This is a genomic window from Sandaracinus amylolyticus, assembly GCF_021631985.1.
Taxonomy (GTDB): domain Bacteria; phylum Myxococcota_A; class Polyangia; order Polyangiales; family Sandaracinaceae; genus Sandaracinus; species Sandaracinus amylolyticus_A.
In genome coordinates this window covers 2,139,544-2,152,684 of record NZ_CP070225.1, presented here as the reverse complement: position 1 = coordinate 2,152,684, position 13,141 = coordinate 2,139,544, and the positions used below count along the sequence as shown (strand labels likewise).

General features: G+C 71.1%; 13 protein-coding genes. 8 read left to right on the top strand and 5 right to left on the bottom strand.

Annotated features, from left to right (window positions below):
* Positions 1–119: 119 nt before the first annotated feature.
* Complete coding sequence (locus I5071_RS08825) at positions 120–605, bottom strand: response regulator (protein ID WP_236604970.1); 486 nt, start codon at positions 603–605, stop codon at positions 120–122.
* 440 nt (positions 606–1,045) lie between these two features.
* On the opposite strand from I5071_RS08825, the gene I5071_RS08820 reads away from it, so the two are divergent.
* Positions 1,046–2,455: an NAD(P)/FAD-dependent oxidoreductase gene (locus tag I5071_RS08820; protein WP_236604969.1), complete on the top strand. Its 1,410-nt coding sequence runs from the start codon at positions 1,046–1,048 to the stop codon at positions 2,453–2,455.
* On the opposite strand, the gene I5071_RS08815 is transcribed toward I5071_RS08820, so the two are convergent.
* A complete protein-coding gene (locus tag I5071_RS08815) occupies positions 2,456–2,941 on the bottom strand; it encodes a SixA phosphatase family protein (RefSeq protein WP_236604968.1) in 486 nt (161 codons plus the stop codon). It abuts the gene before it with no gap.
* Between the two features lie 105 nt (positions 2,942–3,046).
* Here I5071_RS08815 and I5071_RS08810 point away from each other — a divergent pair, with 105 nt between their 5' ends.
* Both I5071_RS08810 and I5071_RS08805 read left to right on the top strand, forming a co-directional pair.
* Positions 3,047–3,715, top strand: a complete 669-nt coding sequence (locus tag I5071_RS08810) for a MarR family winged helix-turn-helix transcriptional regulator (RefSeq protein WP_236604967.1) — start codon at positions 3,047–3,049, stop codon at positions 3,713–3,715.
* A gap of 84 nt (positions 3,716–3,799) precedes the next feature.
* A complete protein-coding gene (locus I5071_RS08805; protein WP_236604966.1) occupies positions 3,800–4,357 on the top strand; it encodes a protoglobin domain-containing protein in 558 nt (185 codons plus the stop codon).
* Here the strand turns inward: I5071_RS08805 and I5071_RS08800 are convergent, their stop codons facing one another.
* The gene (locus I5071_RS08800) at positions 4,358–5,857 is read right to left on the bottom strand and encodes an ATP-binding cassette domain-containing protein (protein ID WP_236604965.1); all 1,500 of its coding nucleotides are present in this window, start codon (positions 5,855–5,857) and stop codon (positions 4,358–4,360) included.
* A gap of 318 nt (positions 5,858–6,175) precedes the next feature.
* Here I5071_RS08800 and I5071_RS08795 point away from each other — a divergent pair, with 318 nt between their 5' ends.
* Together I5071_RS08795 and I5071_RS08790 are read left to right on the top strand one after the other, a co-directional pair.
* Entirely contained in the window at positions 6,176–7,654 is a 1,479-nt protein-coding gene (locus I5071_RS08795) for a carbohydrate porin (RefSeq protein WP_236604964.1), read from the top strand.
* A 17-nt stretch (positions 7,655–7,671) separates the two neighbouring features.
* The gene (locus I5071_RS08790; RefSeq protein ID WP_236604963.1) at positions 7,672–9,495 is read left to right on the top strand and encodes an alpha-amylase family glycosyl hydrolase; all 1,824 of its coding nucleotides are present in this window, start codon (positions 7,672–7,674) and stop codon (positions 9,493–9,495) included.
* A 90-nt stretch (positions 9,496–9,585) separates the two neighbouring features.
* Here the strand turns inward: I5071_RS08790 and I5071_RS08785 are convergent, their stop codons facing one another.
* Positions 9,586–10,146 (bottom strand): hypothetical protein, encoded by a 561-nt coding sequence (locus tag I5071_RS08785; protein WP_236604962.1) that lies wholly within the window; start codon positions 10,144–10,146, stop codon positions 9,586–9,588.
* Positions 10,147–10,231: 85 nt separating this feature from the next.
* Between I5071_RS08785 and I5071_RS08780 the strand changes: the two genes are divergently transcribed.
* Positions 10,232–10,744, top strand: coding sequence for a DUF4126 family protein (locus I5071_RS08780; protein WP_236604961.1), 513 nt, complete (start codon positions 10,232–10,234; stop codon positions 10,742–10,744).
* On the opposite strand, the gene I5071_RS08775 is transcribed toward I5071_RS08780, so the two are convergent.
* The gene (locus I5071_RS08775) at positions 10,745–11,806 is read right to left on the bottom strand and encodes a PepSY-associated TM helix domain-containing protein (protein ID WP_236604960.1); all 1,062 of its coding nucleotides are present in this window, start codon (positions 11,804–11,806) and stop codon (positions 10,745–10,747) included.
* Positions 11,807–11,873: 67 nt separating this feature from the next.
* On the opposite strand from I5071_RS08775, the gene I5071_RS08770 reads away from it, so the two are divergent.
* Both I5071_RS08770 and I5071_RS08765 read left to right on the top strand, forming a co-directional pair.
* Positions 11,874–12,590 carry a hypothetical protein gene (locus I5071_RS08770; protein WP_236604959.1) on the top strand — a complete coding sequence of 239 codons (717 nt, stop codon included), beginning with the start codon at positions 11,874–11,876 and terminating at the stop codon, positions 12,588–12,590.
* Between the two features lie 38 nt (positions 12,591–12,628).
* On the top strand, positions 12,629–13,081 hold the full coding sequence (locus I5071_RS08765) for a hypothetical protein (RefSeq protein ID WP_236604958.1): 453 nt from the start codon (positions 12,629–12,631) through the stop codon (positions 13,079–13,081).
* Positions 13,082–13,141 lie beyond the last annotated feature (60 nt).

The window sequence follows — 13,141 nt, the reverse complement described above, 5'->3', positions numbered from 1 at the left end:
GCTCTCGCGTCCCGCGACGTGATCCCCCGATCACGACCGTACGCGCTGTCTCGTCTCTCTCTGCCTCGTCGATCGCGAAGACCGCGACGCCCCCCGACGCGCGCTCCTCGCTCGGCCCATCATGCCCTGGTCCCGACCTCCCGCACCACTCCCTCTTCGTGAAGAGCCCCGAGGAGGGCATCCGGCGTGAACGGCTTGCGCAGCACACGCTTCACCAGCGGTGCGAGCTCGGCGATGCGCACCTCGTCGTGCGAGCTCGTCATCAGGAACCGCTTCGTCGACGGCGCGACGCGACAGAGCTCGCGCAGCACGCGCGCCCCGTCGACGTCGGGCATCTCGAGATCGAAGAGCACGACGTCGAACGACACGCGCGACGCGAGCTCGAGCGCCACGCGCGCATCGCTCAGCGGCACGACCGTGAGCCCCGCGCGCGCCAGCACCTCCGCCACCGTCCGCAGGAGCCACGCGTTGTCGTCGACGATCATCACGCGCGCCCGGCGCGCGGTCGCGCGCGTCAGGCCTCGCGGCGGCGACGACACCTCGCTCGTCGCAGCGTCGCTCGGCGAGAGCGCGACGCTCAGTCCACGTGCGTTCCGCTGGCTCATGACACCCCCACTGCTCGCGCAGACGGGCTCCTCCTCGCTCCAAGCGTGAGGCGCCCGCCGCGTCGTCCACGCCGGCAAGTCGCCACGCGCTCGTCGCATCGCTTGTTCGATCTTGTGCTCGCGCATCGACCCCCCGGCAGACGCGCATCCCGAGGTGCCACGAGCACGCGGGCGATGCTTGTCCGTTCTTGCGATCGACTGCACGTCTACGCTCTTGTTGCGGCCACACGACCATTCGGGCGCTTCGCGCACGAGCACACGTGTCGTGGGACCCTCCGCGCTCATCCTCCGTGCGCGCACGCATCGCGAGCTGGCGCGGATCGCGCAAGGCATTCGCCGCCCCGCGGACCGCTTCCCAATTTGCGGAAGGACCGCGATGACACACGCTTGACGCACTGCGTCGACAGATTCATTTACCGTTACGAAACCGAGGAGAAACCATGCTGCGCAAGGAAGAACCTCACGTCGTCGTCCTCGGTGGAGGCTTCGGCGGTCTCGCGACGGCGCGCGCGCTCCGGCGCGCTCCGGTGCGCGTCACGTTGGTGGACCGCAGCAACCACCACCTCTTCCAGCCGCTCCTCTATCAAGTCGCGACCGCCGCGCTCGCCGCGCCCGACATCGCGTCGCCGATCCGCCGCCTGCTCGCGCACCAGCGCAACGCGACCGTGCTCATGGCGGAGGTCGCGCGCATCGACGTCGCCGCGCGCGAGGTGTGGCTCGAGGACGGGTCGAAGCTCGCGTACGACTACCTCGTCGTCGCGACCGGGATGACGAACGCGTACTTCGGCCACGACGAGTGGGCCGCGCACGCGCCCGGCCTCAAGTCGCTCGGCGAGGCGATCGAGATCCGCAACGACATCCTCCGCTCGTTCGAGCGCGCGGAGCGCGAGCCCGATCCTGCGCGTCGCCGCGAGCACACCACGTTCGTCGTGATCGGCGCGGGCCCGACCGGCGTCGAGCTCGCGGGCGCGCTCGCCGAGATCGCGGGACGAACGCTCGCGAAGGACTTCCGCCACTTCGATCCCACGACGACGCGCGTGGTGCTCGTCGAGGCCGGTCCGCGGATCCTTCCGACGTTCGCGCCCGAGCTCTCCGACAAGGCGCTCGCCGAGCTGAAGCGGCTCGGCGTCGAGGTCCGCCTCTCGACGAAGGTCACGAAGATCGAAGAGGGCTGCGTGCACATGGGCGACGACCTGGTGCGCAGCAACACGATCCTCTGGGCCGCCGGCGTGAGCGCGAGCCCGCTCACGAAGGACCTCGGCACCGAGCTCGATCGCGCCGGCCGCGTGAAGGTCGCGGAGGACTGCACCGTGCCCGCGCACCCCGAGATCTTCGTGCTCGGCGACCTGATCTCGAAGGAGCAGGACGGCAAGATGCTGCCCGGCGTCGCGCAGCTCGCGCTGCAGACCGGGCGCCACGCCGCGAAGAACATCGTGCGCTCGGTGAAGGGCCAGGAGCGCCTGCCCTTCCGCTATCGCGACAAGGGCTCGATGGCGACGATCGGTCGCGCGAAGGCGATCGCGGAGATCGGCGGCATCAAGATCGCCGGGTTCGTCGCGTGGGTCCTCTGGCTCTTCATCCACGTCATGTTCCTCGTCGAGTTCCGCAACCGGCTCGCGGTGCTCTTCGAGTGGGCGTGGGCGTACCTCACGTGGCAGCGCAGCTCGCGCGTGATCCTCGAGACGCCCTCGGCGCCGAGCGTCCGCACGAGCGAGCGAGACGCGTCGCCCGCGCGCGCCGAGAGCCCGCGGCAAGAGCCCGCGGCGAAGCTCCCCGGCGGGGTCGCGCCGATGCCCTCGGCGTCGTCGATGCCGAGCACGCGCCTGCCGACGCCCGCGCCCGCCGAGTGATCACCGCAGCGCGCGCAGCACGCGCGGAGGCAGGTGCGCGCGGAGGCGCATCTGCCCGCGCTTCGGCTCGCCCTCGAGCCACACCACGCCGCCCTTCTTGAGATCGATCGTCGCGCCGAGCTTCGCGTCGCCGAGCGCGAGCCACGCGATCGCCTCGCCGAGCCACGGCTGATGGCCGACGATCGCGATCGGGCCTTCCTCGGTGTGTCGCGAGAGCGCCTCGTAGAGCGCGGGCGACGGCGCCTTCGCGAGGAGCGGCGTCTCCTCGAGCGGGCCGCTCACGATGGGCGCGAGCAGCTCCGCGCTCTCTCGCGCACGTCGCCACGGGCTGTGGAGCACGCGCTCGAACGTGAGGTCGAGCGCGCGCATGCCCTTCACCGCACGCTCGAACCGACGGATGCCATCGGGCGTGAGCGCGCGCTCCGCATCGTCCTGCCCTGCCGCCGCGTCCTCCGCGATCGCGTGACGCACCACGAACACGTCCATGTGCGCGATCTAGTCGCGCGGCGCGCTCTTCTCCAGCGCGCGATGCTTCGGAGTCCGAAGCATTGCTCTTGACGTAGTTCGGACTCCGAAGCATCTTCTCGGCGCATGGAGCAAGCGCCCCCGCCCGGCTCGTTCTTCGACGACCACACGGAGCCGCTCGACCAGCGCATCGCGAGCGGGCTCGCGAAGATCGGTCTCGCGCTCAAGCACCAGTCGTCGCAGGCCGCGGGCGAGCGCGGTCTCTCGCCCACGCAGGGACAGATCCTCGCGACGCTGCTCACGACGGGGCCGATGCGTCCTTCCGCGCTCGCGGCGCGGCTCGCGCTGCGCCTGCCCGGTGTGAGCGAGTCGGCGCGCACGCTGGTCGAGAAGGAGCTCGTCGAGAAGCTCGTCGATCCCGACGACGCGCGCGCGACGCTGCTCGCGCTCACCGCGCGCGGGCGCCGCGAGGCCAAGCGCGCTGCAGGCTGGCCCGACTTCCTCGCGACCGCGGTCGAGGCGCTCGAGCCCGACGAGCAGGCGACGTTCTATCGCGGTCTGCTGAAGATGATCCGCACGCTCCAGGAGCGAGAGCAGATCCCGGTGAGCCGGATGTGCCTCGGGTGCACTCACTTCCGCGCGAACGCGCATCCGGGTGAGCCGAGCCCGCATCACTGCGCGCTCGTCGACGCGCCGCTCGCGAACGATCAGCTGCGCCTCGACTGCGCCGATCAGGTCCCCGCCGCGCCCGAGCTCGCGGCGAGCAATTGGGACGCGCTCACGCGCGCGCGCTGAGCGTCTCGCCACGCACACGTGTTCCCGCGAGCGGCTCGCTCGCGGACGAAGGGCGGGCTCCGTCCCGCGGGGAGAAGGCACGTCATGACCAGTCCCGGCTCCAGCCCGATCACGCTCGAGGACTTCGAGCGCATGAAGCGCTCGGTCCTCTTCGGCGACGACGACGTCGCGGCGCTGCGCGCGTCGGAGCGTGTGCTCGCCGATCAGACCGACGCGATCCTCGACGTCTGGTACGGCTTCGTCGGCAGCCAACCGCACCTGCTCGCGTCGTTCTCCGACGCGACCACCGGCGCACCGCTGCCTGGCTATCTGGCCGCGGTGCGCAAGCGCTTCGGGCAGTGGATCCTCGACACCGCGCGCGCGCAGTACGACCAGGCGTGGCTCGACTACCAGCACGAGATCGGGCTGCGCCACCACCGCATCGAGAAGAACAGGACCGACGGAGTGAGCGCGGCGCCGATCGTGCCGTTCCGCGATCTCTTCCTCCTCGTGTTCCCGGTCACGCACACGCTGCGTCCGTTCCTCGCGAAGAAGGGCGATGCGCCCGACCAGGTCGAGCGCATGCACCAAGCGTGGGTGAAGTCGTGCCTGCTCCAGGTGACCCTCTGGAGCCACCCGTACGTGCACGCAGGCGATTACTGATCACATCGGCGCGCGCATCACGTGCTCGCCCTCGATGCGCCAGGCTTCGTTCGCGACCTTCGCGGCGAAGCGCGCGTCGTGCGTGACCACGAGCAGCGCGCCCGGATAACGCTCGAGCGCGTCCTCGAGCCGCTCGATCGACGGCAGATCGAGATGATTCGTGGGCTCGTCGAGCACCACCGCGTGGACCTCCGTCGCGAGGCCCAGCGCGATCGCGAGCTTGCGCGCCTCGCCCGGCGAAGGCTCGGGCGAGGCGAGCACGCGCGCGGGATCCGCGCCCAGCGCCGCGAGCAGCGACATCGCACGACCGCGCGCATCGCCGGGCAGCGCGCGCAGCGACGCGATGGTGCGCGCCGTCTCCTCGCGCGCGATCTCCTGCGGCACGAAGAGCACGCGCGTGCCCGCGTCGCGCATCAGGGCGTGGAGCAGCGTCGTCTTGCCCGCGCCGTTCGGTCCCTCGAGCCGCACGCGATCGTGACGACCGAGCGAGAGCCGGACCTCGCGCAAGAGCACGCGCTCGCCGGCGCGCACCTCCTCGGCGTCGATCGTGAGCACGACGTTCTTCGCCGAGCTCTCGTAGGCGAAGAGCACCGAGCGCCCCTTCGTCTTCGTGACCGGCCCGAGCGCCTCGATGCGCTCCTCCGCGCGCTCGACCGCGCCGCGACGCACCGCGGCGCTGCGCGCGAGCCGCGCCTCCGCCCAGTCGGCGCGCGTCTGCGCGAGGATCCCGCGCGAGTCGGAGTCGCCGGGATTGCGCATTCGCTTCGAGGTCGATCGCATCGACTCCGCGCGCGCCCTCTCCTGCCGCGCGCTCTCGAGCTTCTTCGCCTCCTTCTTCGCGCGATCGCGCAGCGTCTCGCGCTCGGTGCGGCGCGCGTCCTCCTCCGCGATCCACGCCTCGCGCGCGTCGGAGTACGCGCCCTCCCAGACCCGCGCACCGCGCCCTTCGAGGCGGATCGTGCGGGTCGTGATCGCGTCGAGCAGCGCGCGATCGTGCGAGACGATCACGCCCACACCGCGGAAGCGCGAGAGCGCACGCGTCAGCGCGCGTTGCGCATCGGCGTCGAGGTGATTGCTCGGCTCGTCGAGCAGGAGCACGTCGGGCTCGCGCGCGAGCGCGCCCGCGACCTGCCATCGCTTGCGCTCGCCCGGCGAGAGCGTGGCCCAGCGCGCGAGCGATGCGACGTCGAGCGAGAGCGTCGCGCGCAGGCGCTGCGCGTCGCCATCGTCGCGCGATGCGAGCTCGCGCACGTGCACGTCGATCTCGTCGACGCGCTGCGGACAGAGCACGACCAGCGCGTGATCCACGACGATCACGCGACCCGCATCGGGCGCGAGCTCGCCCGCGATCAGACGCAGGAGCGTCGTCTTGCCGGCGCCGTTCTCGCCGACGAGCCCGTGCCACCCGGGCGCGAGCGAGAGATCCAACGACTCGAAGAGCGGCGCTCCGTCGCCGAACGCGAACGAGAGCCCGCGCGCCTCCACGAGGCGCGACGACATCGAACCAGACATGAACACCACCGTTCCGAGGGCCCGGCGCGCGTCGATCACGCGGATCGCCGGGACGGGAGAAAGCTCGAGCGCTCGGTTCAGGCGGTGGTGGTCATCGTCGCGCACCCGGACGGCGCGCGATTTCGACTTAGCGCGGTTTCGATCCCGTTTCCACCGGCTCTCCGATCGGCTATCGTCCGCGCCGTGCGCAACGTAGTCTCCCTGGTCTGCGTCACGCTTCTGACGCTCGTTTTGCCAGCATTTCCGGCCCGAGCGCAGGACGCGCCGCCGCCAGGAGAGCCGGTCGAGCCCGCCGAGCCGAGCGGCATGGAGACCCAGCCGAGCGAGGAGGCCGCGGCCGCGGAGGCCGTGATCGACGCCGCCGAGGACGCCGAGACGCCGCCCGAGGGCGCGCTCGCGGAGGCGCGCTCGACCGAGTCCGACGCGGGCGATGGGGACGACGACGACGAGGACGAGGAGGACGGCGACGACTTCTGGAGCGGCTTCCAGTTCGGCTCGTACGGCCGCGTGGTCGCGGCGTCGGACCTCCAGGGCCGCACCGGTCGCCAGTCGCGCATCGTCGCGTTCGCGCCGCGCGTCGACGAGGACGACACCTACGCCGAGATCGAGCTGCGCCGCGAGGACCGCATGTTCGGCATCGACACGCGCATCGTCGCCACCGTCGCGTACGCCGGGCCGCTCTTCCAGTACGACGGCGAGTTCGACGAGCGCATCGCGATCCGCAACCTCTTCGCCGAGGCGAACAACATCCTGGTGAACGGCCTGGCGATCTGGGGCGGCTCGCGGATGGTCCGCGGCGACGACGTCTACCTCATGAACTTCTGGCCGCTCGACAACCTCAACATGGTCGGCGGCGGTCTTCGTTACGCCTTCGAGGACGACCTCGAATTCGCGCTGCAGGTCGGCATGTCGCAGCCGAACAATCCCTTCCAGCGCCAGGTCGATCTCTTCCCAGCGCGCGCGGGCTTCCTGCCCGACGAAGTGTTCGTGCTCGATCGCCCGCGCATCGTGGTCTCGGGACGCGCGACGTGGTGGCCCTTCGGGCGCTTCGCCGACATGGGGCTCAAGACGGTGCTCTACGGCGAGCAGCACTTCCTCGCGGCCGGTGAGCGCCGTCGTCCCGACGGAACGATCGAGGGCCTGCCCGAGGACTCGGGATATGTGCTCGGAGCACAGGTCGGCGGGTACATCGGCAGTCAGCGCACGTTCGCGAACCTGTTCTTCCGCTACGGTCGCGGGCTCGGCGCGTACGACCCGCTCGGCGTTCCGTTCCGCACCGGCACCGTGATCTCGACCGGACGTGCCGAGGAGATCCGACTCGCGCTCTCGGCGAACTGGGAGTGGAACGAGTCGAACGACATCGGCATCGGCGTGATGCTCGGCGCGTGGTGGCGGCTCTTCCGCGACGCGGATCCCTCGGTGTTCGATCGCAGCGCGATCTCCGAGGGCGCGATCTCGGTGCGCCCGATCGTGTGGCTCGGACGATTCGCGGGCCTGCAGGCGGACCTGAGCTTCCAGGGGATGCAGACCACCGCGCTCAACGAGATCAGCGGCGATCCCGAGGGCGGCGCGGTGTTCAAGTTCGGGTTCATCCCGTTCGTCTCGCCGTGGGGCCGCGGCAGCTACACGCGCCCGCACATCCGGCTGCACTACGTGCTCACCGCGCGCGACGAGGGCGCCCAGCGCCTCTACAACGACGCCGATCCCCGCTCCCGACAGGACCTCGAGCACTTCCTCGGAGTGTCCGTCGAGTGGTGGTTCTCGAGCTCCAGCTACGCGCCTTGAGATCAGGGGGAACGATCATGAACGCAGCACACAAGATCTTCCTGACTGCCACCGCGCTCACTGCCTCGCTCTGCGCGAGCTCGTGCGTGCAAGGCGAGCTCGACGGAGTGCGCGACGTCGTCGTTCGCACGAACACGACCGAGTGGCGCGATCAGATCATCTATCAACTGCTGACCGATCGATTCGCCAACGGCGACGCGTCGACGGACTACCGCCTCGAGCCCGGCGCGCTGGCGCGATACCAGGGCGGCGACTGGGAGGGAATCGTCGATCGCCTCGACTACCTCGAGGAGCTCGGCGTCACGGCGCTGTGGATCAGCCCGATCGTGCTCAATGTCGACTACGACGCAGGGTTCGACGCCTATCACGGCTATTGGGCGGTCGACCTCGAGCGCCTCAATCCGCACTTCGGTGATCTGGCCAGCCTGCGCGGGTTCGTGAACGCGGCGCACGAGCGCGGGATGCTCGTGATCCTCGACATCGTCACGAACCACATGGGCCAGGTCTTCTACTACGACATCAATGGCAACGGTCAGCCGGACGAGAGCGTCGCCGGCTCGGGCGCGGGGAGCCCGGTGACGCGCATCAGCGAGTACGATCCCGACTACGATCCTCGCGGCATCCAGGGGTGGACGTCGCTCGGCGAGAGCGGCCCGGCGACGATTCGATTCTTCGACATGCCGGAGATCTTCCGGGTGCGCCCGAACCCGCCGGTGCTCGCGGATCCGTCGATGTACAACCGCCGCGGGCGAGTGACGCACTGGGACTGCCCGGCGGGCGACGGAGCGTGCCAGTCGCGGGTGCGCGAGATGACGCTCTTCGGCGATTTCCCCGGTGGCCTGAAGGATCTCGACACCACGCGTCAGGAAGTGCGCGACGTGATGGTGGACTCCTACGTTCGCTGGGTGCTGATGACGGACATCGACGGATTCCGCATCGACACGCTGAAGCACGTCGAATACGAGTTCTGGGACGACTTCGCACCGCGCGTGCGCGAGCGTCTCGCCGCCGCGGGCAAGGAGAGCTTCTTCATGTTCGGCGAGGCGTTCGACGGAGACGACGCGCTCATCGGGAGCTACACGCGCCCCGGGCGTCTCGATTCCGTCTTCTACTTCTCGCAGAAGTTCCAGGTGTTCGGCGACGTGTTCCAGCGCGGTGGGCCGACCGATCGCATCCGCGCGCTCTACGAGCAGCGCGGCGTGAACTACGGCACCGAGCCGCAGCCCGGCGGCGTCGGCGTCGCGCCGCGCGACGTGCTCGTGAACTTCATGGACAACCACGACGTGCCGCGCTTCCTCTACGACCGGCCCGACGAGCAGGGCCCGGCCGCGCTGCGCGCTGCGCTCGCCTACCTGCTCACCGAGGACGGCATTCCCTGCATCTACTACGGGACCGAGCAGGAATACGCGGGCGGCAACGACCCGCAGAATCGAGAGCCGCTCTGGTGGAGCGGATATCGGACCGACGGAGAGACGTTCCAGTGGATCGCGCGACTCACGCGCATCCGTCGTGGATATCGCGCGCTGACGCACGGTGACTTCGAGCTCGTCTACACGACGAACGCCACCGGCGACGCGAGCGACGCGGGTGTGGTCGCGTTCGAGCGCGAGACGGGCGACGGCGACTACGCGCTCGTCGTGATCAACGCGCAGGGCGGGCACGCGAGCTCGATGAGCGACGCGACGCGGCGCACCGCGCTCGACGCGCAGGTGGGCACGGTGCTCGTCGATCTGCTCGAGCCCGAGACGACGTTCACGGTCGGCGCGGACGGCGCGATCGACGTGGGCGTCGGGCCCTACCAGGCACGCATCCTCGTGCCCCAGGACCAGCAGCACGAGTGATGAGAAATCGGCTCGCCCGCCGGTCCCTACCGTCCGCGCGCTTCGCGCGCTCCCGTCCGGGACCGGCGGGACGAGCACTCCGGCAAGGGCTCAAGCAACGCGCGCGAGCGGGCCGCTGGTCGAGACGCCCTGCGCGAGCGCGTCGAGCGAGCGCATCGCGGCTCCGATCACGTTCGCGTCGACGATCGCGCCGTGCAACACGACACGCGCCTCCTTCGGGCCGAAGAAGAGGCGCGCGTCGCGCGGCAGCTGCGCGAGCTCGGACAGCGCGGCGAGCGCGGGGATGCGCGGGAGCTCGTCGAGCGAGAGGCGCAGCGGGACATTGTCGGGCGAGGGGAGGATCGAGGTCGCGCCGCGCGGATCGAACGCGACGCGCGCCTCGGTGAACGTGCCGCCGTCGGGGTACCAGGGGCTCGATGCGGCCTGCATCACCGAGACGAGCTTGGTGTCGAGCGTGAGCTGATACGCGCCGCGATCGACGAAGATGCGGCCACCCTCGAAGCGTCCTCCGAGCTGCTGCGCCAGCGCGCTCCACGGACCCTCCTGCGCGGCGCGGCGCGCCTTCGCGCGGAGCTGAACGAACGCGACGACGAGCGCGATCGGAACGGCGACGAACGCCCCGAGGAACAAGATCGGGATCAGCTCACGCATCGAGGACCTCCAGCAGCTCCGATGTACTTCGACGAGCGCGCGTCCTTCCCCGGCCTGCGGCCTGTGGGTTGCTCGGGGCTCGTGCATGGACACCGAGACGACCCGGTCCTTCGCGCGCACGGTGATGCGCGCTGCTCTGCTCGGCGCGCTGTGCGGCGGACGCGCCGCGACCCCGCTCGCGCAGCTCTCGAAGCACGCGCGAAAGGCCGAGATCGTGTCGGATCGCGCAGCGTGGCGCGCGCTGCAGCGCCCGACGCTGAGGCGACTCCTGCGGCTCTCGATGTGGGCCGAGCTGATCGCCGACAAGATGCCCGGCGTGCCCAGCCGCCTCGCGCTCCCGAGCATCGCGGGGCGCTGCGTCACGGGCGCGCTCTCGGGCGCGACGGCGTTCGCCGCGGACCGTCGATCGATGCTCGCCGGCGCGCTGATCGGCGGCGCGGCGGCGTACGCGGGCGCGGTGATCACGCATCGATTCCGCGTGGGCCGTGATCCGTCCGACAGCCCGCATCGGGTGCGCGGGCTCGTCGAGGACGCGTTCGTGGTGGGCGGCGCGTCGCGCGTCGCGCGTGCGACCGTGCACGCGGCGAGCGCGATCTGATCACGCGCGGCGGCGGCGCCAGCGGATCCACGGACCGACCGCCGCGACCATCGCGAGGCCGAGGCCGAGCACGCCCCACGTGATGCGCGTCGGCGTACCTCCGAGCTCACCGAAGTGCAGCGGATCCGCGGCGTGGGCCCAGCGCTCTGCGGGGCCCATCGCATCCGGTCTCCACACGCCGAGCACGCGCCCCTCGTAGGGCTCGACGAACACCTGCGAGGCTTGGTCGCGCGAGAGCACGCTGCCGTCGTGGCCGAGCAGCGAGAGCACCGGACGGCGCGCGGTCGGGAGCGCGATCGAGTCGACGACGAGCTCGGGGTACGCGGCCTCACCGATCGCGACGAGCGCGTCGAGCTCACGATGCTCCGCGTCGCTGCGCGCCTCGACGCGCGGCAGCGCGGGGATCGCGGAGACGTGCGCCCAACCGAGCATCAGCTCGGCCCAGTACCACGCGCCCGTCGTGCCCCAGAGCAGGGCCATCACCGCGAGCGCGAGACCGAGCGCGCGATGTCCGTCGCGCAGCGCGCGCTCGCGGCCGGCGCGCCATCGAACGCGCCAGCGCTGCTTGGTGCGTAGCGCGAGCACGAGACCGCTCAGCGTCGACACCAGCAGCGGCGTCGCGAGCGCACCGACGACGAAGATGCCGGCGTTCTCGCCGAGGAAGAGCGAGCGATGCAGATCGCGCGCGAAGCGCTGCACGTTCCACCACGCGCCGCGCCCGCGCACGCGCGCATCGCGGGGATCGAGATAGAGGCGCTCGAAGCGTCCCGGGCCGTGGCGGAGGATCGCCTCGGCCGCGACGCCGGGCACGTGCGGCGCGGAGAGCACGATCACCTGCGCGCCGCTCGCGTGGGCCTGCGCGGCGGCGAGCAGCTCGCTCCATCGAGCGCGCGGATCGTCGGGACGCGCGTCGTCGATGCGCGACGCGGGAACGACCATGCGATCGATCGAGGGCGCGAGCGCGGCGAGCGCGCCGGTCGCGCACACGAACGCGATCGCGACGCCGACGACCATGCCGAGCGACGAGTGCAGCGCGAACGTGCGCTTCGGGTCGATCCGCATGGCGCCGAGCGATGGTGCACCGCGCGCGAGGGGACGTCAGCCACGCGCGACGACGTACGATGGAGGCATGCCGTTTCCGCCGCTGGTCACACCTCCGTCGCGCCCGAGCGAGGTCGCGGAGAGCGACACGTTCGTGGTGCCCGCTACGTTCGGCACGATGGCGGGGCACGGACGCGCGCGCGACGCCGTGACGCACGGTTGGGCGCGTCCCGCGGACGTCGATCGCGCCGAGATCGGTCCGGTCGAGCGCGTGTTCGTGCCGCTCTGGCGCTTCGAGGGCTCGGCGGACGGATTCCACGTGGGGCTCACCACCGTGCCCGCCGGACGAGGACGACCCGCGGTGCTTCCGACCGGTGGGTTTCGCCATCACGACGGAGAGATCCTCGTGCTCGCGCGCGCGCATCTCGCGATCGATCCCAGCGCGAAAGTGCGCATCGCGCGCTCCGACATGGTCGCGCTGAGCGAGAGCCCGATCGACGAGGGCGAGCGCGTGCTGCCCGACGTGCCTCGCGAGGAGGCGGAGGAGACGGCGCGCGCGAATCTTCGTCGTCGCGGCGAGCCGCACGCCGCGCTCTACGCGAAGGTCGACGTGCGCATCCGCGCAGCCGCGCTCGTGTACTACCCGCTCTACGTCGTGCGCTATCGCTACGCAGGCGAGGCGACCGAGGGTGTGGAGGGCCTCTTCCACGCCGCGATCTCCGCGCGCACCGGCGAGCTCGCGAGCGCAGAGCATCCGTCCGCGATCCGCTCGATCGCGGGCAAGGTCCGACGGTGGTTCGGGTGATCGCGGAACCTTCGGGCGCGTCGCACGTCCGATCCGCCATGCACGCACGTACGTCCGTCCTGCCGGCGATCCTCGCGGGGCTCGCTGCGCTGCTCGCCCTCGCGTCGCTCGCGCACGCCGACGTCGCGCCCCCGCGACCGCGCGACGTGCTCGTGGTGCGCGAGGTGCGCGTCGTCGAGGCGCACGCGCCGACCGAGGATCGCGACCGCGCGATCATCGACGTACACCGCGCGATGACAGGGTTCCTCCCGCGCGTCGAGCGATGCGTGCGCGATCACGGGGGGCCGCGATCGCAGGGAATCGTGCGCGCGCGCGTGCGCTACGACCGCAGCGAGCTCCCGACCCGGACGAGCGTCGTCGAGACCACGCTCGAGAGCGGCTACCGCGCGTGTGTCGCGGAGGTGCTCCCGTCGCTCGCGATGCGACCCGCTCCGCGCGGTGACGTCACGCTCGACATCGTGATCGCGAGCGAGCGCCACTTCGCGTGGTGATCGCCGGCGGGAGTGCTCTCCCGCGCAGGGCCCGTACGGGAGCGTGCGGACGGACGGCAG